Source organism: Solibacillus sp. FSL R7-0668 (assembly GCF_038006205.1).
GTDB lineage: Bacteria > Bacillota > Bacilli > Bacillales_A > Planococcaceae > Solibacillus.
On the sequence record NZ_JBBOUU010000004.1, the window covers coordinates 1 to 19,035 of the forward strand.

Annotated in this window: 25 protein-coding genes; 24 read left to right on the forward strand and 1 reads right to left on the reverse strand. The window is 40.0% G+C overall.

The window, feature by feature from the left end; genetic code table 11:
* Positions 1-321: 321 nt before the first annotated feature.
* Positions 322-522 (reverse strand): hypothetical protein, encoded by a 201-nt coding sequence (locus MKX47_RS20990; RefSeq protein ID WP_340778360.1) that lies wholly within the window; start codon positions 520-522, stop codon positions 322-324.
* 114 nt (positions 523-636) lie between these two features.
* Between MKX47_RS20990 and MKX47_RS20995 the strand changes: the two genes are divergently transcribed.
* From MKX47_RS20995 to MKX47_RS21110, 24 genes are all read left to right on the forward strand, one after another.
* Positions 637-1,101 (forward strand): sigma-70 family RNA polymerase sigma factor, encoded by a 465-nt coding sequence (locus tag MKX47_RS20995; RefSeq protein ID WP_340778362.1) that lies wholly within the window; start codon positions 637-639, stop codon positions 1,099-1,101.
* Between the two features lie 229 nt (positions 1,102-1,330).
* The gene (locus tag MKX47_RS21000; RefSeq protein WP_340778365.1) at positions 1,331-2,110 is read left to right on the forward strand and encodes a hypothetical protein; all 780 of its coding nucleotides are present in this window, start codon (positions 1,331-1,333) and stop codon (positions 2,108-2,110) included.
* On the forward strand, positions 2,103-3,413 hold the full coding sequence (locus MKX47_RS21005) for a PBSX family phage terminase large subunit (protein WP_340778367.1): 1,311 nt from the start codon (positions 2,103-2,105) through the stop codon (positions 3,411-3,413). Before MKX47_RS21000 ends, MKX47_RS21005 begins: the two co-directional genes overlap by 8 nt.
* Positions 3,414-3,423: 10 nt before the next feature.
* Positions 3,424-3,621 carry a hypothetical protein gene (locus tag MKX47_RS21010; protein ID WP_340778370.1) on the forward strand — a complete coding sequence of 66 codons (198 nt, stop codon included), beginning with the start codon at positions 3,424-3,426 and terminating at the stop codon, positions 3,619-3,621.
* A gap of 8 nt (positions 3,622-3,629) precedes the next feature.
* Positions 3,630-5,117: a phage portal protein gene (locus MKX47_RS21015; RefSeq protein ID WP_340778372.1), complete on the forward strand. Its 1,488-nt coding sequence runs from the start codon at positions 3,630-3,632 to the stop codon at positions 5,115-5,117.
* Entirely contained in the window at positions 5,117-6,208 is a 1,092-nt protein-coding gene (locus MKX47_RS21020) for a phage minor capsid protein (protein WP_340778374.1), read from the forward strand. The genes MKX47_RS21015 and MKX47_RS21020 overlap by 1 nt, the downstream gene beginning before the upstream one ends.
* An 11-nt stretch (positions 6,209-6,219) precedes the next feature.
* Positions 6,220-6,369, forward strand: a complete 150-nt coding sequence (locus MKX47_RS21025; RefSeq protein WP_340778377.1) for a hypothetical protein — start codon at positions 6,220-6,222, stop codon at positions 6,367-6,369.
* A gap of 101 nt (positions 6,370-6,470) precedes the next feature.
* A complete protein-coding gene (locus MKX47_RS21030; RefSeq protein ID WP_340778379.1) occupies positions 6,471-7,022 on the forward strand; it encodes a phage scaffolding protein in 552 nt (183 codons plus the stop codon).
* A gap of 16 nt (positions 7,023-7,038) precedes the next feature.
* Positions 7,039-8,013: a phage capsid protein gene (locus MKX47_RS21035; RefSeq protein ID WP_340778381.1), complete on the forward strand. Its 975-nt coding sequence runs from the start codon at positions 7,039-7,041 to the stop codon at positions 8,011-8,013.
* 17 nt (positions 8,014-8,030) lie between these two features.
* Positions 8,031-8,321, forward strand: a complete 291-nt coding sequence (locus tag MKX47_RS21040) for a HeH/LEM domain-containing protein (protein WP_340778383.1) — start codon at positions 8,031-8,033, stop codon at positions 8,319-8,321.
* Positions 8,322-8,323: 2 nt separating this feature from the next.
* Positions 8,324-8,725 carry a hypothetical protein gene (locus MKX47_RS21045; protein WP_340778386.1) on the forward strand — a complete coding sequence of 134 codons (402 nt, stop codon included), beginning with the start codon at positions 8,324-8,326 and terminating at the stop codon, positions 8,723-8,725.
* On the forward strand, positions 8,718-9,062 hold the full coding sequence (locus MKX47_RS21050; protein WP_340778389.1) for a putative minor capsid protein: 345 nt from the start codon (positions 8,718-8,720) through the stop codon (positions 9,060-9,062). The genes MKX47_RS21045 and MKX47_RS21050 overlap by 8 nt, the downstream gene beginning before the upstream one ends.
* Complete coding sequence (locus tag MKX47_RS21055; protein WP_340778392.1) at positions 9,059-9,421, forward strand: minor capsid protein; 363 nt, start codon at positions 9,059-9,061, stop codon at positions 9,419-9,421. Before MKX47_RS21050 ends, MKX47_RS21055 begins: the two co-directional genes overlap by 4 nt.
* 3 nt (positions 9,422-9,424) lie before the next feature.
* Complete coding sequence (locus MKX47_RS21060) at positions 9,425-9,805, forward strand: phage tail terminator protein (RefSeq protein ID WP_340778394.1); 381 nt, start codon at positions 9,425-9,427, stop codon at positions 9,803-9,805.
* Between the two features lie 12 nt (positions 9,806-9,817).
* Entirely contained in the window at positions 9,818-10,267 is a 450-nt protein-coding gene (locus MKX47_RS21065; RefSeq protein ID WP_340778396.1) for a phage tail tube protein, read from the forward strand.
* A 22-nt stretch (positions 10,268-10,289) separates the two neighbouring features.
* Positions 10,290-10,676: a hypothetical protein gene (locus tag MKX47_RS21070; RefSeq protein WP_340778398.1), complete on the forward strand. Its 387-nt coding sequence runs from the start codon at positions 10,290-10,292 to the stop codon at positions 10,674-10,676.
* A gap of 7 nt (positions 10,677-10,683) precedes the next feature.
* Positions 10,684-11,304 carry a Gp15 family bacteriophage protein gene (locus MKX47_RS21075; protein ID WP_340778400.1) on the forward strand — a complete coding sequence of 207 codons (621 nt, stop codon included), beginning with the start codon at positions 10,684-10,686 and terminating at the stop codon, positions 11,302-11,304.
* 15 nt (positions 11,305-11,319) lie between these two features.
* Complete coding sequence (locus MKX47_RS21080; protein WP_340778403.1) at positions 11,320-14,163, forward strand: carbamoyl-phosphate synthase; 2,844 nt, start codon at positions 11,320-11,322, stop codon at positions 14,161-14,163.
* Complete coding sequence (locus MKX47_RS21085; RefSeq protein WP_340778405.1) at positions 14,160-14,972, forward strand: phage tail domain-containing protein; 813 nt, start codon at positions 14,160-14,162, stop codon at positions 14,970-14,972. The genes MKX47_RS21080 and MKX47_RS21085 overlap by 4 nt, the downstream gene beginning before the upstream one ends.
* Before the next feature lie 13 nt (positions 14,973-14,985).
* Positions 14,986-16,140 (forward strand): gp53-like domain-containing protein, encoded by a 1,155-nt coding sequence (locus tag MKX47_RS21090; RefSeq protein WP_340778409.1) that lies wholly within the window; start codon positions 14,986-14,988, stop codon positions 16,138-16,140.
* A gap of 6 nt (positions 16,141-16,146) precedes the next feature.
* Positions 16,147-16,476, forward strand: a complete 330-nt coding sequence (locus MKX47_RS21095; protein ID WP_340774518.1) for a hypothetical protein — start codon at positions 16,147-16,149, stop codon at positions 16,474-16,476.
* Between the two features lie 13 nt (positions 16,477-16,489).
* Positions 16,490-16,645, forward strand: a complete 156-nt coding sequence (locus MKX47_RS21100; RefSeq protein WP_340774517.1) for a hypothetical protein — start codon at positions 16,490-16,492, stop codon at positions 16,643-16,645.
* A gap of 78 nt (positions 16,646-16,723) precedes the next feature.
* Positions 16,724-18,511: a phage tail spike protein gene (locus tag MKX47_RS21105; protein WP_340778411.1), complete on the forward strand. Its 1,788-nt coding sequence runs from the start codon at positions 16,724-16,726 to the stop codon at positions 18,509-18,511.
* Positions 18,512-18,525: 14 nt separating this feature from the next.
* On the forward strand, positions 18,526-18,906 hold the full coding sequence (locus MKX47_RS21110) for a hypothetical protein (protein ID WP_340778413.1): 381 nt from the start codon (positions 18,526-18,528) through the stop codon (positions 18,904-18,906).
* Positions 18,907-19,035: the final 129 nt, after the last annotated feature.

Genomic DNA, 19,035 nt, shown 5'->3' on the forward strand with positions numbered 1-19,035 from the left:
AAATGTGCGGAAAAAAAGATGGGAGTTCCCATCTGAATTTCCTACTTATCTAGTTTGTCGGACATATTTTTAAGAATTTGTAACTTTTCTTGCTGTATTTTAAGCATTTTAAGTAAAAACCAAATCACAAATACAACTGGAACTATGTAGAAAAGTAAGCTAAGGATCGGTAAAAAAGCGATTAACATACTCATAAATGAGGGTCTCCTTCTCTTTTGGTAAGTATTCATAAAAAAAGACTCAAGCAACAGCTCAAGTCAGCAAAACTATACTCTATTAGTATAGCACGTGTGTTTGGTTAATGCTAAAATATCGGATTTTCTATTTGAACTTTTGAGGTTTTTCAACCTTTATTGAAGCTACTTCACCGCAAGACTTACAAAAAGTCAAAATAAGCGGGGATCCTGCACTAAATATAGACCCTATTGGTCTAACATTACCTTGACTAGTGGAAGCACCAACTTCACCGGTTGTAAATGAATTGCTACCACAAGCCTTACAAACTATTTTATTATTTTCCATATTATCACCTTTTTATGTAAATTATAGCACATAAAAACCGCAGCGAGTACAAGCGCTACGGTTTCCCTCTTGCTATATGAGTGACAACTAATTATAGCATAAGGGGGCAATCTTATGGCAGGGCAAGGGCAAATGGATATTGGTTATATGATTGGTGAGTACAGATTTTGGAAAAAAGAAATTATGCGCCTTGAAAGTGTAATGTGGGGTGGGTACAATCCATCGCGTTCTGAAGGTGTGGCGCAATATGGTATTGAAGCAGTTATGCCAAAAGGAAGTTTAATTCGTTCTGCACGCGAATTAGATCAGATGGATGCACGGGAACGAATCCAGTATAAGCGCTGGGAAAAGTTAAGCTCCTACATTTATGCATTAGATTGCGGCTTTGAGATATTGCGAGAAGAAAAGTTGCAGACGATTTATGACTGTTTGTTAGATGGCATGACGTACCGTCAAATCGCCGAGCATCTGAATACTTCAAAAGATTTTGTACGTATCAAACGCAATCAGATAATTAGCCAAATTAGCCAAAATAGCCAGATTCGTGCAATGTTGACACCTGAAAAAACGGCGGTGTAAACTGGGAGGGAGGTCGGAGCGGTTTTACTTCTCCTACACAATGACTTCGTCCTTTAAAAGATTAAAAGATTAAATTCCCTTCTTTTTACCACAAAATAAAATGAGGGCTAAATATTTCGAGACAAGGAGCATCTGTTATGGGTGCTCTTTTTTCTGTGCATTAAAATGAGCGATTAGCATAAGGAGTTGATACAAAATAAACAAATGTCGGAGGTGGTGTTAATGAGACGTGATTAATTGGGAAGAAATTAAACAAGAATATGAAACAACCAAAATTACATTAGTGAAATTAGCAGAAAAGCATGATATTCCGTTGGGTACGATTAAGAGCCAAAAGAGCCGTGATACAAAAAGCGGCAATCCATGGGTGCGAGATGGGACTAAAAAGGATGCAACCAAAATTGGGAAGGTTGCAACCATTACGAAAGAGGATGCAACCGAAAAAGGGTTGAAGAAATCCGAGCGTTATCCAAATGGGCATCCGGGTAATCCGAATCCTACGCCAAAGTTTGCCAAACGCAACCAAGCAGCACGCAAACATGGGTTGAGAGCAAAGTATTTTACAGCAACACAACGCGAAATTATGGAAGATTTTGAGGACTTCTCACTTCTAGAAAAATTATGGATGCAAATTGAAATTAAGTTTTCAGCCATTATCCAAATGCAAAAAATTATGTGGGTAGACAATAGTTTCGAAACATTGGATGAAATTGAAATGAGGTCCGATGGTGAGAATGGCAGTTTAACGAAATATAAAGTCGTTTATGCTTTCGAACAATTTGAATCCTACATTAAAGCGCAAGCAAGAGCGATGGCTGAGTATCGTAATTTAGTAGACAAGTATTTGCAACTAAGTGGTGAAGATGACGAACGCAGATTGAAATTAAAGAAAATGCAACTAGATGTAGATAAGACTACAGCGGAAATTGAAGTGCTTAACAAATCGAAAAAGCCGGATACATCTGTTGTTAACATCGTAGACGCATGGGCGGGTGAAGTTGATGAGTAAGCCGACCATCGACATACAAGAAAATGTTAATCCGCACTTTAAACCTGTATGGACTACAACAAAGCCGTACAATATTTTGCGTGGTGGTCGTAACTCGTTTAAGTCATCAGTTATTGCGCTGTTGCTTGTTTATAAAATGATTCAGATGATTTGCCGAGGTGAAAAAGCCAACATCATTGTCATTCGTAAAGTCGCTAATACAATTCGCGACAGTGTGTATTTAAAAATTCAGTGGGCCATTCGTAAATTTGACATGACGGACGATTTTGATATGACCGTTTCGCCGTTTAGGATTACGCACAGGGGCACAGGCTCATCGTTTAGTTTTTACGGTCAAGATGATTTCCAAAAATTAAAGTCGAATGACATAGGTAACATCATCGCTGTTTGGTACGAGGAGGCTGCTGAATTTAAAAGCGCCGAGGAATTTGACCAAACCAATACGACATTTATGCGTCAAAAGCACCCGTTAGTAGCGATGGTGCTATTTTTTTGGTCTTATAATCCACCACGTAACCCGTACCACTGGATAAATGAGTGGTCGGATGAAATGGCAGCATCTCCACAACATTTAGTCCATCACTCAAGTTTTAAAGATGATGTACTTGGATTTGTTACGGAGCAAATGTTAGTTGAGATTGAGCGTATCAAAACGAACGATAATGACTATTATCTGTATCTGTACGAGGGTTTGCCTGTTGGTTTAGGAACGAACATTTACAATATTAATCTTTTCCAACTTATCGATGAGATACCGCAGGACGAGCACATCATTTTAATTGATAGTGCATCTGATACGGGGCATCAGGTGTCAGCAACTTCACACGGCTCTTTTGGATTGACCAATAAGGGTAATGTCATTTTGCTAGATACGTATTATTACAGTCCAGCCAATAAAGCCAATAAAAAAGCACCTAGTGAGCTTTCTAGTGATTTTAAGGAGTGGTCAGATAAACAGGTAGCACAATATGGTAAATACTTCGATGTGCAAACAATTGATAGTGCAGAGGGTGCGCTACGCAACCAAGTATATAAAGATCATGGCATACGGCTACACCCAATCACCAAAAAGAAAAAGGTGGACATGATAGACAACGTCCATACTTTGTTGGCACAAGGACGGGTGTACGTTTTAGATACGCCGAATAACAAAATTTTTATCGATGAACACAAAAAATATCAATGGGATGCCGATACATTGGAATCAGACGACCCAAAGGTTATTAAAGAGGATGACCATACGTGCGATATGTTCCAATATTATGTAAACGATAATTTGCGCAAATTAGGGCTGAAACAATAGGGGGGAGAATATGGTTGAAAAATCAATTACCATTCCAGTTACGCAATCAAATTCATATGATAATACCGAGCCTATGGCACGCGAAAAAATCGAAATTCCGATTTGTACAGGTGACGGCTACGGTCGTATTTCTGTTTATAAAGATGATTTTTTTAAGGAAATACGTAAAAATGCTGGAATCGGTATTTATCATGATTTTACAAAGTAGGTGAAACCATGCTAGAAGGAATTAAAGGTTTTTTACGGAAAGTAGGTGTGAAATTGGGCTTAATCAAACAGTTGGAGAGCGTCGCGAGCCATAAAAAAGTGTCGTTACCCGAAAACTTTTATCAAAAAATACTCATGTGGCGAGAGCTGCACAAGGGCTATTATGCCGAAATGCATGATTTAAAATATCGTAACATCGAAAAAGGTGAGCAAACGCGCGTAATGGCAACGCTAGGCATGCCGAAAGTGATTGCTAATGAAATGGCAACACTTATTTTTAATGAGCGTTGTAATATCAGTATTTCCGATGATGGCTACGGCAAATTTATCGAGGATGTTTTTACCGATAATAAATTTAACGGCAATTTTCAGCAGTATCTTGAGTTTATGTTTGCACAGGGCGGTACGGTTGTAAAACCGTACGTAAAAAACGGTAAGGTGCAGCTCTCTTATGTTACGGGCGATTGCTTTTTACCAATTAGCTGGAGCAATAGTAATATCACCGAGGGTGTCTTTGTTAGCGAGATACGCAAGCAAGGCAAAGTTTACACACATTTAGAGTGGCACACGTTTGAGGGGCAATCTTATGTGATTACCAACGAGCTGTATGAGAGTGCTACTGGCACGGATTTAGGTACAAAGGTTTCGTTAGCTGTTTTATTCCCTGACCTTGAGCCGGTGGTGTCTGTATCAAACGTTTCACGTCCACTATTTGCTTATTTTAAGCCTGCGATTGCCAACAATATCGACAGCACCGTGCCGTTGGGTGTGTCCATTTACGCTAACTCATACGATACGATTAAGGCGCTCGACATTGCATTTGATAGCTTTATTCGTGAGTTTAGGCTAGGACGCAAGCGTATTTTAGTGCCGTCTCACATGGTTAAAACAGTCATCGATACAGATGGTACTGCGCACCGTTATTTTGATGCGACAGACGAGACGTATGAGGCATTTAACGGAGATATGGATGACAAACAAATAAAAGATATATCGATTGAGTTGCGCGTTGAGGAGCATATAGGGGCTATCAACGCGTTTTTAAATATTCTCGCAATGCAAACTGGCTTTAGTAGTGGTTCATTTAGTTTCGATGGTAAGTCTGTAAAGACCGCTACCGAAGTTGTGAGCGAGAATAGCAAGACGTTCCGTACAAAGCAGAGTCATGAAAATGTAATTGAGCAAGGCATTACGGATTTAATCGAGTGCATTGGTGTGGTCGCGCAGCTTTACGGCTTGTATACACCACCAGCCGAATACGATGTAACAGTCACCTTTGACGATTCAATCGCACAGGATCGCACGGCAGATATTAATGAGCAGATTTTACTTGTGTCCGCTGGATTGCAATCTAAAGTTAAGGCACTTAGGAAAATCCATGGATTGACCGAAGAAGAAGCCCGGCAGCTGCTCGATGAAATTAAGGCAGAGTCGCAATTGGGCGATGATGATGTCATTGACTTTTATAAAAAGGACAAAAAGAGGACTGATGCATAATGTCCCAACAATTATCCTTTGAGGTATTGGAGCTTTATCTAGCAGTCGAGGCGCAAATACTAGCCAATATATCCGCTTCTCTCGTAGCAAATGAGGGTGTGTTTACTGAGGATGACATTTTGTCATGGCAAGTAAAGCAGTTGGCGATGATAGGTGAGCTTAATAAGCAAAACTTGCAAGCTATTGCTGATATGTCGGGCGTGGCGTTGGAAAAGGTTGTGGAGCTATTAGAGAGCGCCGGTTATGCAGCAGCGACAGTACAAAGCACCGCATTAGCTGGAGCAGTTGCGAGTGGTTTAGTTTTAGCACCATCAACAGCACAAGCGTCCATTGCATTGAGTAACATCCTTGACGCCTTTGTAGCACAAGCCCAGGACACGTTAAATATCATCAATACAACGATGCTCACACAATCCGAGCAGATTTATCGGGACATTGTGACAAAGACGACCGCTAAGGTACTTGCTGGAGTTACAACACCACAACAGGCGCGTGTAGAGGTCGCTCGTCAATGGGCGGAGCATGGTGTACCGGCTTTAGTGGATAAAGCGGGGAAAAAATGGAGCACAGAGGCTTATGTAAATACCGTTGTCCGCTCTATGTCCAACAAGGTTGCTACCGAGATGCAGTTAAAACGTATTGAGGAGCATGGGATTGATTTGATTGAGGTGTCGAGCCATTTAGATGCCCGTCCTAAATGTGCTGCTGACCAAGGGCGAATTTATTCGTTGTCCGGTAAAAGTAAAAAGTACCCAGCATGGTCGAGTACGTCATTTGGTGAGCCTGATGGCTTGTTAGGCATTAATTGCCGCCATGTTATTTACCCATTTATATATGGTCGTTCGCAGCGTACTTATTTTCCGTATGATGCAAAGGTGAATGAACAGGCCTACGAAGCGTCTCAGGTGCAGCGTAAACTTGAGCGCGATATTCGCAAAGCTAAGCGTGAGCAAAATACTGTGATGGCATTGGGTAATAAAGAGCAAATTGCTAAAGCTAAAAAAAAGGTCAAACAGCGCCAGGAAAATATGCGTGAATTTATCGCAAAATCAGGGCGGGAACGTCGCAGAGATCGTGAGCAAATTGTATAGGGGGTGAGGTAGTGTTTGGTAAAAAGAAAACGCTCGAGTATATTCAGCAACTAGAACGTGCTTTAGATGCGCGTGAAAAAGAGTGTCATCGTTTAGCGAATGAAAATTTAGCACTCAAGCATGAGCTACAAAAGAAACAGGAGCCACGTTATTTTGCGTAGGCTTTTTATTTTCGTCTTTTTAGCACTTGCAGACGTAAAAGAACAAGTGTTTTACCCTATCGTGCCGTTGCACGTAAAACACGAAATAGGAGGCTATTGAAATGACAAAAGAACAATTAATGGCTCTTGGCTTAACAGAAGAGCAGGCACAACAAATATTAGATGGTTTTGGGCAAATGGTGCCGAAATCACGTCTTGACGAAAAAATCAAAGAGCTGAAAACAGCTAATGAAACTATTGCCGAGCGTGATACGCAAATTAAAGATTTGGAGCCGTTGGCAGCAGGTAATAAAGATTTGTTAGACCAAATCACGAAGTTGCAAGCAGATAATAAAACGGCAGCGGAACAGTATCAAGCTGATTTAGCGGAAACACAACGCACTTATGCTTTGGATGGCGCTTTAAAAGATGCAAAAGTACACAATGTTAAGGCGGTTAAAGCCTTGTTAGACAACGAAAAAATTAAATTAAACGGTGATGCATTGGAAGGTTTAACGGAGCAGTTAGAAGCTCTTAAACAGTCTGATGCTTATTTATTCACAACAGAAAAGGCAGATACGCCGCCAGCTCCATCATTTAGTGGCGGTCAACATACACCGCCAGCGGGTGGCAATCCTGACCCGTTTGCCGCTAAATTAGCAAAATATGAATAAAGTGAGGGAAATTATTATGTCAAATTATTTAGAACCAATCAAAATGGAATTAATTTTACCGTTAAATGCAAAACGTAAATTACAGTTCTTTGCAGCTGGTGATAACAACAATAAAAGCGCTCGTTCTTATCAACCACAATTCAAGGAATTGTTACAAGCTGTATTTAAAAAACGCGCTTACTTTGCCGACTTCTTTGGTGGTGGCATTGAGGCGTTAGACGGAGTGCAACACAATGCGCGCGCCTTTTCCATTAAAACATCGGATATCCCTGTTGTTGTAGGCACAGCATATAACAAAGGCGCTAACGTAGCGTTTGGCACCGGCACAGGCGCAACAACACGCTTTGGAGAGCGTACGGAAATTATTTATGTAGACACAGATGTTAATTATTCATGGGAATGGACATTCCATGAAGGTATTGACCGAGCGACAGTTAATAATGATTTTGACGCAGCGGTAGCGGATCGCTTAGATTTACAAGCGCAAGCTAAAGTACAAAAATTTGATAACCAACACGGTGCATTTATCGCATCTGTTGCCGGTGCTACAAAAGCACTTACAGCGTATACGAATGATGCAGTATTAGCATTATTCAATGAGTTATCGACCTACTACGTTAATATTGAGGCTATTGGCGATAAAGTAGCTAAAGTAACACCAGCTCTTTACAATGCTATTGTTGACCATCCGTTGACAACGAGCGCTAAAGGTTCATCCGCGAATATTGACAACAACGGCATTATCCGTTTTAAAGGATTCGAAATTCAAGAAGTGCCAGAAGCTAAATTAGCAGAGGGTGTTGCCGCGTATGTTTACATCAAAGGTGTAGGTAAAGCGTTCACGGGTATCAACACGGCGCGTACAATCGAATCAGAGGACTTTGACGGCGTAGCGCTACAAGGTCACGGTAAAGCAGGCGAGTATATCTTGCCGGATAACAAGCCAGCTGTCGTTAAGGTCACAGGTCCAGCGGTTATGCCAGAAGGCTAAGAAGGGAGTTCATAAATATGCCAAAATTTAAAGTAATGAAATCATTTATTGACACTCATTCAAAAGAGGAATATACCGAGAATCAAGAAATCGAAATGACAGTTGAACGATCTATTGAGGCCGCTACTAATTTGGCGAAATTTGGTGGTGGCTTTTTTGTAGCTGTTGAAGATGAAACGGCACTAAAAACACCGAATGATTTAACGGTGGCAGAGTTGAAGGTAGAACTAGAAAAACTAAACATTGATTATCCTTCTGATGCTAAAAAAGCGGAACTATTAGCTTTATTCGAGGGTGCAGGTGAGTAATAATGCCTTACATCGACTACGATTTTTATACAAATGATTTTAAAGGCGTGCCTCTTGACGAGGACGTCTTTTCTTCTTTGGCCGGTCGTGTCAGCGATCTAATCGACATCGCCACAAATTATAAAATTGAAGCAATCGGTTTTGAGAAATTGCCTCCATTAATCCAATTACGCATAAAAAAGGCTACAGCTGCACAATTAGAATACATTCATGTAAATGGTGGTATCGAGGCTACGCAGTCACAGGAGATGCAACAAGCGTCAATCGGGCGATTTAGTTACAGTAAATCCACATCAAAAGCACAGAACGCAAATGCGTCTACACACCAAACAATATGCCCTGCTGCAAGTGATTATTTACGGTCTACCGGGCTGTTATTTTCGGGAGTTGCTACGTATGGTTAAACCAATTCCGCGTAGTTTGCTACCCGATACAGTTGTTTATCGCGAGAAAAATGATGATGGCGGCTTTTATGGTGGCGATTATAAAAATGATGTAACACTCTCTTATGTACGTGTAGATGAGCTATCGGCACATGAACTATCACAGTTAACTGATGGGGAAAAGTACAGTCATTTGCTCTTTTTTGATGCGGTTAATAGTGTGGCCAGCGCACCATTTGAGTTTAAAGTAAACTCTCAAGTGGATTTTAAAGGGCAAACATTAACCGTACAAAAAGCGATTCCGTGCTATACGTTTTTCGGGAAATTACATCACTGGGAAATAGAGGTGGGCACATGATTAACGCAAGGTTCGATGTTAACTTAGATGTTAATAATATTGGCGCTCGTCACGACAGAGCTAAGGGACGTGCTCAATTTGAATTAGATCAGCAGATTTTAAAGGATAGTAATAACTTTATCCCTAAAGATACAGGTAATCTTGAGCGCAGTGGTGTGATGCATACTAACCCCGGTAGTGGATTTGTCGAGTGGCAAACACCATATGCTCGTAGGTTATATTACAATCCCCAATATAATTTTAGTAAAGATAGCAATCCGATGGCGCAAGGGCTTTGGTATGAGGCAGCGAAAGCAATCAATGGTCAAGCTTGGGCGGCATTAGCCAAGCGCACATACGGGCGTTATTTTGGAGGGTAGCCGATGCAAATATTAACGGATGTAATGACGGTGATCCAATCATTAAATTTAGGGGCATCTATTAAAAGTCCATCTCTAGTCGCTGGTCAAAATAGCATTGCTGCACGTACCACGCCAACAGCACCGACCGAGTATATTGCGGGCTTTACGTATCCAATCGGTGTACAGGTGCTCACGCAGTTTTCAGACAAACAAGCACCTACCTCGTTAAACGCTTGTTACGCTATCGTAGACGCGTTAAACAGCAAAGAGAGTGTTTTACCTATTAAAACTTATAAATGCATATCGGCACGCTGTACAACGCTACCACAGTACGTAGAGACGGACAGTCAAGGGCGCCATGTATATACGGCGCTCTTGACTTTTGAAATAGAAATTATTTAAGGAGTGATTTATATGGGATTCGCATTAATGAATGACCAAAAGTTTGAAATTAATATTACACCAGGAGAGGCAGAGCCAACATGGGCGCAGCTTGCCAAGGGTATCATGAACGCCGAGCCATCAACAAACGAGGAAATTGACCAAACGGTATATTTTGACTCATCGGGCTTTAAAGAATCGGATGTAACAGGTATGCAGTTAGTGCAAGCATTTACCGGCCATCGCTATTATGGGGATGAGGCGCAGGATTATATTTTTAGTAAAATGCTTGAATTAGGTGCTGGGCGCCGCACAACGTTTAAATATACAGAGCCTGATGGCGGTGTATTTACAGGCCCTATCACAATCGCCAATATTCAGCCGCCATCTGGTGATGCTGGAACAAAGGGCGAAATTGCTTTCGAGATCCACTATAATGGTAAGCCGGAGTATACAGTACCACCGGTAGTACCAGGACCATAAAAAGAAACGGGGTATTTAATTTATGACAGTTAAAAAGTTTACATTTGGCAAAGTAGTAGAACCTGTTGAAATTGGTAGTAAAAAGTATGAGGTCGATTTTTCGGATACGACCATTGAAAAACGCGATGAAGTTTTAACTAAGTGGCAGAAGGAATATGCGGAATTTACTGATCTCGATATTGAAAAATTAGACATCAACGACCAACGCATGAAGCTCTCTCATTTACGCGAAATCATGCGAGAATTTGTCGAAACGGTAATTGGAGAAAATACATTTGATGAACTGTATGAAATGTCAGGAAAATCTACTATCAATTTACTTGAATTGGTGCAATTCTTAATGGAATTTATTGCTGAAAAGTCCAATAAATCAGCGGATGCAGTACGCTCAAAATACGTAAAAAAGTAGTGGTGGCATGTTAAGGCTAACGCAGCAGTTAGACACTGAATTTGATTATAATGGGAATTTTTTACCTTTAAATTTGGCTTTTGACAACATTTTACGGCTGTTTGATCTATTTGCAGACAAGACTATTCGGGCTGATTGGAAGGTCGATATCGCTTGTGAAATGTTAATAAACGAATATGAAATTGTGAAAGAAGCAGACATTTACGAAAAAAATGAGCTGCTTCTTTTTATTTTGAAAGAATTTATCCAACTGGATCTATCTGAAGAAAAATCGAGTGATGGAGAAGGTGCAAGTACACGCTCGTTCGACTTTGAAAAAGATGCGGGCATGATCTACGCATCTTTTATGAGTGTTTACAATATGGATTTGTTTGAACAGCAAGGTAAATTACACTTTTTAAAATTTATGCAGTTACTCGAGCACATTGATGATAATTCGAAAATAAAAGAGGTTATCCGCATCCGCACCGAGCCGTTACCAAAGCCAGACAAGCACAACAAAGCCGAGCGTGAGCGATTGCAAAAACTTAAATCTATGTATTCGCTCGAAAAGGATATGACTGAAGAAGAGCAGCAAGAAAAATTAAGTCAGCAGTTTAATCAACTAGGCTCCTTCTTTGGTAAATAAGGAGGTGAGCAGTACATGGCAGACGGCAGTATTCGCATTGATACGAGAATTGAAGATAATAACGTCACGCGGGAATTACGAGCATTACAAAATGAAATGAAGGCCGTTACGAACGAAATGAAGCGCGCGCACTTGCAAGCAATGTTACCATTTAAGCGCGAAATGATGGCAACTGAAATCGAAATGAAGAGAATGAAGATGACCATGCAATACGCGAACGAGCGCGCCATGATGCCATTCAAACGGCAAGCAATGGAGACGAAACTTGAAATGTTTAGGTTGGCGCAAAGTATGGGGTCATATGCAGGCTCTACGCAGGATTTTATGGGTCAAGTGCAAGCGCTGGGCGCGCAGCAAAAGAAAACCAATGACCAAATGATTAACGCGAACCGTATGCTAGGCATGTCAATCATCCAAACTGCCGGGCAAATGATGAATATGACTACACAGGCGCAACGGATTAGTGAAAACTACACACGCATGGCCAATCCTATGTACCGTGTTAACGCCGCTGGTTTAGCCGTAGCCGATACACTAAACCGTATTGCAAATAACGGTGATGCGAGTGTACTAGCGTTACGTATGTTAGGGCCTAACGCGAGTATGAAGCAATTGAATGACATGGTAATGATGATTAACCAAGGTTTAATGCGTTTTCAAATGGTCGCGATGGCAGCGGCGGTTACGAGTGTATTAGTTTACGGTACCATGCACAAGGCGGCGATGGATGCCAATGAAGGTTATAAAAAATCTTTTGAGGATATGACAGCGGCGTTAAAAAAAGCGATGAAACCACTAATTGATGTATTTGCAATGGTCATGATACCGATTTTTAACATGATCACAGCAGTAGCGCAATGGGTGTCGGCTTTTAGCGAGGCACATCCAACTATTGCAAAAGTGGTCGCAGGTATTTTACTGCTTATACCAGCACTCACCTTATTATTATCTCCATTAGCGATTGGTATAGGGCTAATAGCTGGTATGCAAGCGGCGTGGGCATCCGTATGGATGCTGATTGGTCCGCTTGTTACGGGTTTAGCCGCCATGTCAGCTACCGTTTGGGTGGTAGCTGCTGCGATAACGGGTTTAGTAGCTGGATTGATTTATTTATGGAATAACCACGAAGGTTTCAAAAACGCCGTTATTGCTGGGTGGGAAATGATTAAATCGGCAGTACAAACGGCAGTCGCATTTATTAGTAGCGCTCTAGATAAATTATCGGAAGTCTTTAAACAAGTTAAAAATGCTTTTATCACAGCGTTTGCTACTGGCGACTGGAGTCAAATCACTGGATATTTTGCTCAATTAATACCATCGATTATTGCTTTGCTTGTCGGTGGGATACCTGGGTTATTAATCACAGCAGCGCGTTTTATCCCCGCTATATCCGAAGGGATGTTAGGAAATAGCGCTAGTTTAGCAGAAACAATAACAACGATATTTACAACGTTAACAACTTTTATAGCTACCTATCTACCTATTTTCATCCAGCAAGGTATTGAAGTTATAAATAATATTATCACCGGTCTAGTAACAGCTTTACCGATTTTGGTAGAGAGCTTTGTAATGATCATTACTCAAGTGGTTGGTATTATCACAGCATTGTTACCGACTGTTTTGCAAAGCGGCATCCTGATTTTACAAGCGATCATTGACGGCATTTTAACATTACTACCTACCTTACTCGATGTAGCTTTGACGTTAATTACATCCATTATCACGATTTTATCTGAAAATCTACCAATGATTTTAGATGCTGGTATACAAATTTTAACCACATTAATTGAGGGTATTGCCCAAATCATCCCACAATTAATTGAGACGGCTATCCAATTAATAACTACAGTTGTTGAAACATTGACTGAAATGTTACCAGACATTTTAAACGCTGGTATCGAAATTTTAATGGCACTAATTGACGGCATCATTGAAACATTGCCGAAATTAGTAGAGACGGCGCTTTTACTATTAACAACAGTTGTAGATTTATTGATTGATAATTTACCAATGATTTTAGATGCAGGGATCGAGATTTTATTAGCATTAGTAAGTGGAATCGTTGAAACGCTACCGAAGTTAATCGATTGTGCCGTTATGTTGATCGTTAAAGCGGCAGACATATTAATAAAAAATTTACCGAAAATAGTCGATGCGGGCGTAAAATTATTACTTGCGTTGATTGACGGTATTGTGAAAATTTTACCCAAACTTATTACGTGCGCTATAGATTTAATTGTAAAAGTAGCAAAAACGTTAATTGATAATCTCCCTAAAATCCTAAGTGCTGGTAAAGATTTAGTGTTAGCTTTGATTAGCGGTATTATCTCGCTCGCGTCTAAACTTGGGACAGAAGTAAAAACAAATATTGTACCTAAAATCATTGACGCTATAAAGGAAATAGATTTATTTGAAATCGGTAAAGATATTATAAGGGGTTTAATAAACGGTATAGGCTCAATGGCATCGGCTGTTTGGAAAAAAGCGAAGTCAATTGCTGATGGAATTGGGGATACGATTAAGGGTGCTCTTAAAATTCACTCACCCAGTCGCCTAACAACCGATTTGGGTGAATTTACCGGGGAAGGCATGGAAGTGGGCCTTGATAACACTGTTAAACGCATCACAGCCGCAGCGCATCGAGTGGCACAAGCAGCAGTACCGAAAATGGCGACAGCGACAGGCAATACAACGAACACCTATAATAATTATGTTGGTAACAATGGCATGCCATCTATCGAACCGGCGCCAGTTATTTTAGATGGTCAAAAAATCGGCGAAATTGTATTTAATACAGTGTCCCGTAAACAAGCAAGTGCTACATCAGTAGCTGCGTTAATGCGAGGTGTTACAATTTGACATTAATCATCATTAAACAAGATGGCACGCGCTATAATTTGCGTGAGCTGGGCATACGAGTTATTGACTTTGAGCCTGAATCACTAGAGGTCGTTAATGCGGTACAAGAAATCGAGGGCGGCGGATACGTTGTAACCAATAGTGGATATGGCGTCCGCCGATTGCACGCTACTTTACAAATTAAAGGTTACGATATGACAGACTACGCCCTATTTAGAGCAGAGGTATTTGCACTCTTCGTGGGATTGGAGTCGTTTTACGTAATTGACGAAAAGGTAGCAAGTAGGCGTTGGCACGTTAAGCCTGATGGTAAATTTTCGATCTCTCGCAAAAATACCAATGGCACTTTTGATATTACTTGGCTTTGTGTCAATAAATACGCCGAATCTATCGCTACGACAAGCTCATTTAAAGAGTGGGATGCGGATGTTTGGTCATGGGACGGTACAATTGATTGGGATGAGGATTTGCAATATGTTTTTAACACTAATCAATTTGTTGTTAATAATTTGGGTAACGCCCCAATTGATCCGTGCGAAAATGAGCTTGAAATTGTCATAAAAGCAACGGCAGCTAGCTATTTACAAATTGTTAATAGTACAACGGGTGAAACGTATCGATTTAACGGCACGTTAAGTACAAATGACACATTAACCATCCGAGGTATCCAAACGTTTAAAAACGGTGTCAGCTCGTTTAAATTTACCAATCACGCGCTTATCTCTTTAAAAGATGGACTTAATAATTTTGTTATCACAGGCGGTACTATCCATAGTATCGCTTTTAATTTTAGATTTTTATATAAGTAAGGAAGGTGGATATATGACTGAAGTTTTGTATAATATCAGCTCTCCAGTTGACCGTCATAATCGTAATGTTATCAATGTAACGTATGCTGATATTTTGTCTCGTTTTAATAACATACAGAAACAGATAAACTTTTTAGCAGGGGGCAATGAAGTAGATGCATTAATCCAACGAATTACCGATACGTTAAACAACGCAGATGTTACTTTAACAGATTTACAAGGTGCATTAAATGATGCTACACAATTAATTGACGTGATGACAGCAGCTACTACAGACGCAACCAATGCGGCGGGGGCAGCTAATCAAGCAACGGGTACAGCAGTGCAAATTATTGCAGAGTTAACTTTATTGCAAACGGATTTAGAGCAATTACAAGCAACTTTAACTCAAAGCATCGCTGGCGCTAATCAAGCAACTACCAATGCCAATACCGCAACGGATAATGCTAATCAGGCTACTCAAGCTACTCAGCAAGCTACAACGGGTGCAAATAACGCCGCTAGCCGTGCTAATACTGCAGCGGATGCTATTGAGGGGTGGGGGCAAGCTACACCATATCAAAGTGGCTCTTATAGTCGCAATAATGTGGTGACCTACAAAGGGAGTACGTACCAATCCTTGGTGGATGACAATACCTCTTTACCTACCGATAACACAAAATGGATTGTGCTAGCGCGTAAAGGTTTGGACGGTCAAGGTGCTGTACAAACAGTTAATAGTAGGTTACCTGACGGGGATGGTGATGTTAAGGTTGGTATTGCAGACATTAACGGGCTACAAGACTCATTAAATAGCAAGGCTAGTAATACAAATCTGACAGAGCTTGAACGGGTAGTTACTACGCATTTGGACGAATTCGTACAGAATTTAAGCGGTAACGGATATCAAAAATTACCTAACGGTCTGATTTTGCAATGGTTGACTATACCGGCTGGATTTACAACTAATGCAGGTGGTGCTTATACAACCTTCTTACCCGTGTCGTTTACGCAACAATCTTTAGTGGTTTTTGCTCAAAGTAATTCCATTAATTATACTAGTGAAGAACGTGTGATTGGTGCGAGCTTCAATCCCACGACTCCATTGTCTACTATCGGAATTTATACAAATAACGAAGGTGCAAAAGTCTATCCACACGATGTCATGATTTTTGCGTTAGGGGTGTAAGTAATTATGGTTAAAAAATACGTGGTTTTAAATAACGATAACACTGTCAACGGGTTTTATAACGATGATATAAACAAGATACCGACTGATGCAATTGAGATTAGTGAAGAGTTGCACCAACAATATTACAACTTCAATGCTTACAAAAAAGTATTAGTTAACGGTGAGTGGATTGAAGGATTAACGCAAGAGGAAATCGATGATTTTAACGCTAATAATCCGATAATACAACCAAGTGAATTAGAATTATTGAAGCAACAATTAACTTCACAGCAAGCAATTATAGATGAATTACTTTTCGAAGTAATCCCATCATTATTACCAACTACAGATTAGGAGATGATTTAATATGGCAGCATATTTTGCACAATCAATTATCGATGGACGTGACTACAACTCTATTTTCAAGGTGAGCGTATACAAACGATACCAATATGCTACGGACGTAATTTTAGAGCTTGAGGGATACGGTGATTTAATTCCTGATAGCCGTAAAAACAAATAAACAATCGTTCCAAAATGCGTAGTAACTGCTAGTCTTAATGATTAGCAGATTTTTATTATAAAAAGAAGGTGATACAACTTGTTTTATGTCACTAGTTTAGATGGCTCACAAGTTGAGCCTCTAATAAATATAGCTCCCGATTTTAAAATGGAACAATCAGTAGACGGCACTTTTTTAGTGTCGTTTTCTTGTTTTCCGTCAGAAAATAATGCCGGGTATGATTTGTTGCGGTCAAAATCCACCGTCACGATAGACGGGTACGACTTTATCGTCGAGCAATTTGATGACAAATTTAGCAAATCCGTAACAGCAATCAGTTCATTTTTTAAGCACAGCAAGACGCGCAAGGACACTATTTTCAGTGGCTCTCATACACTCGCTAATCATTTAGCATTTGCATTAACAGGTATAGGGTGGACTTATACAGTAGATGCAGGTATTGCCAACCTTACAAACTACATTAATAAATTTGGCGACGATAACGTCATATCGCTAGTTGGTAAAATATGTAAGTATCATCAATGTGAGTACATTATTTTACCTAACAACCGATTGCATTTTACCAAACAAATCGGCGGAGATTACGACTATCAGTATCGTTACAAGCACAATGTTAGCGATGTTGTGTTGAAAGAGGACACGAGCAATTTAGCGACGGTTATTAAAGGGTACGGTAAGGATGGTTTATCTGTTTCTTATCGTTCACCAAACATTGCGGTTTTTGGGGAGCTCGAAGCTGACCCCATCCGTGATGATCGTTTTACAAATCCAACCGCATTAACTAATTACATTAAAGCGAGTTTGCAAGACGAGCCGGAGCTGGCGATCGAGAGTAAAATCCCCGAATTGACCTCACGCGAAACAGGGGAGCGTATTTGGCTTATCTATGAACCGTTAAAAATCAGTATGCAAACACGCATATTAAAGCAGATTAAAACACTTGTAAACGGTAAATTAACCACGTCTAGCGTGGTATTTGGTAATACATTAATCAAATCATCAATCGATATTTTAGTAGAGCAGCAGGAGCAAATTGATGATAACAAAGACCAAATCGATGAAACAAATGATAATTTGGACGAGGCTAAAAAGGAGTATACAAGCAAATTTGAGCAGACGGATGACCGCATAACCCTTGAGGTAGATCAGTTAGATAAATCTATCGCAGCTATCGATTTAAAAGCGGATAACATTAATTTATCAGTCAACAACCGTATTACACAAGAAATGGCACAGATTAATATTAAAGCGGATAACATTAATGCATCGGTCAACAACCGTATTACAAACGAAGTAGCAGCCATGGATATACGAGCTGATCAAATTGAGTTGTCTGTAAATAATTTAGCTACTAATACAAATTCATCAATTACGCAACTATCCAATAATATCAACTTAAAAATTGATAAAGGCGGGGCAATTACAGATATTAACCTATCACCTGGCATAGCTACAATTAATGCTGATAAAATCAATTTAAATGGTGCTGTAATGGTCAATGGTAGTATTAGTGGTACGACCGACATTAACATTAATCGTGATATTTATGTAGGTAATAACATTTATCTTGCGCCAAACGGCGGTGGTCAAAAGAGTATTATATTTGATGGGGTATCTCGTATCGTTGGTGATTGGTCTAGACTTACACTTAGCGCTCCTGATATACGACTGGATAGTAACGTTACGCTTGGTGGTAGTGGTTCAACGGTTAATATTGGGGGTAATGTTAACTTTGCTTATGCCAATAGTATCACTGGTGTTGTTAAAGCAAACTCCAATGGCATCGGCATATCGACAGACGGGACGTATCTTTATGTGCAAGTAAACGGCGCTACAAGAAACAAAGTAAAATTAGAGGCTGCATAAAAGGAGAAATGAAAATGGAACAAAAATTTCTAGTATCATTAATGGATGGAATAAAGTTTTGGACAACTGATGTAAATTTATCAACGCTAAGTGGGGTTATGAATCAAAACAATATTTTCGCTGTAAAAATTGGGAATAAAAGCTTTCAAAAACACACTATTGGTTTTATAGCAAAAGCCGAAGCTATCGAAGAAGGTGATAATAATGTTGTTATGAAATTGAACAACGAATTATTATACACAATGGTTGATGATACAGATAAAGCAATCACCGATTTAACAGATAAGCTAAATAAAAAAGATTATGTATTACTCAATGATTCGATTTTATTTAATCGTGGTTTATTCCAATACGCAGAGCCTTGCGATAACAAAGAAACGCAGTCAATCGGCTAGCGTTATTTTTTATCTTTTTAGGTATCGTGAACGCAATCGAGACATACAACTACCCACAAAGTAGTTTCTCGATGCGTCTCACAGAGCGCGTATTTTACATTTACACACAGACAGAGAAACGCGCTGTAC

Bases quoted from the DNA above. Each gene is read 5' to 3' on its own strand.
- MKX47_RS20995 (WP_340778362.1), top strand. From the start codon at position 637: ATGGCAGGGCAAGGGCAAATGGATATTGGTTATATGATTGGTGAGTAC.
- MKX47_RS21040 (WP_340778383.1), top strand. From the start codon at position 8,031: ATGCCAAAATTTAAAGTAATGAAATCATTTATTGACACTCATTCAAAA.
- MKX47_RS21075 (WP_340778400.1), top strand. From the start codon at position 10,684: ATGTTAAGGCTAACGCAGCAGTTAGACACTGAATTTGATTATAATGGG.
- MKX47_RS21070 (WP_340778398.1), top strand. From the start codon at position 10,290: ATGACAGTTAAAAAGTTTACATTTGGCAAAGTAGTAGAACCTGTTGAA.
- MKX47_RS21030 (WP_340778379.1), top strand. From the start codon at position 6,471: ATGACAAAAGAACAATTAATGGCTCTTGGCTTAACAGAAGAGCAGGCA.
- MKX47_RS21065 (WP_340778396.1), top strand. From the start codon at position 9,818: ATGGGATTCGCATTAATGAATGACCAAAAGTTTGAAATTAATATTACA.
- MKX47_RS21010 (WP_340778370.1), top strand. From the start codon at position 3,424: ATGGTTGAAAAATCAATTACCATTCCAGTTACGCAATCAAATTCATAT.
- MKX47_RS21095 (WP_340774518.1), top strand. From the start codon at position 16,147: ATGGTTAAAAAATACGTGGTTTTAAATAACGATAACACTGTCAACGGG.
- MKX47_RS21020 (WP_340778374.1), top strand. From the start codon at position 5,117: ATGTCCCAACAATTATCCTTTGAGGTATTGGAGCTTTATCTAGCAGTC.
- MKX47_RS21055 (WP_340778392.1), top strand. From the start codon at position 9,059: ATGATTAACGCAAGGTTCGATGTTAACTTAGATGTTAATAATATTGGC.
- MKX47_RS21050 (WP_340778389.1), top strand. From the start codon at position 8,718: ATGGTTAAACCAATTCCGCGTAGTTTGCTACCCGATACAGTTGTTTAT.
- MKX47_RS21060 (WP_340778394.1), top strand. From the start codon at position 9,425: ATGCAAATATTAACGGATGTAATGACGGTGATCCAATCATTAAATTTA.
- MKX47_RS21035 (WP_340778381.1), top strand. From the start codon at position 7,039: ATGTCAAATTATTTAGAACCAATCAAAATGGAATTAATTTTACCGTTA.
- MKX47_RS21110 (WP_340778413.1), top strand. From the start codon at position 18,526: ATGGAACAAAAATTTCTAGTATCATTAATGGATGGAATAAAGTTTTGG.
- MKX47_RS21090 (WP_340778409.1), top strand. From the start codon at position 14,986: ATGACTGAAGTTTTGTATAATATCAGCTCTCCAGTTGACCGTCATAAT.
- MKX47_RS21005 (WP_340778367.1), top strand. From the start codon at position 2,103: ATGAGTAAGCCGACCATCGACATACAAGAAAATGTTAATCCGCACTTT.
- MKX47_RS21015 (WP_340778372.1), top strand. From the start codon at position 3,630: ATGCTAGAAGGAATTAAAGGTTTTTTACGGAAAGTAGGTGTGAAATTG.
- MKX47_RS21045 (WP_340778386.1), top strand. From the start codon at position 8,324: ATGCCTTACATCGACTACGATTTTTATACAAATGATTTTAAAGGCGTG.
- MKX47_RS21080 (WP_340778403.1), top strand. From the start codon at position 11,320: ATGGCAGACGGCAGTATTCGCATTGATACGAGAATTGAAGATAATAAC.
- MKX47_RS21100 (WP_340774517.1), top strand. From the start codon at position 16,490: ATGGCAGCATATTTTGCACAATCAATTATCGATGGACGTGACTACAAC.
- MKX47_RS20990 (WP_340778360.1), bottom strand. From the start codon at position 522: ATGGAAAATAATAAAATAGTTTGTAAGGCTTGTGGTAGCAATTCATTT.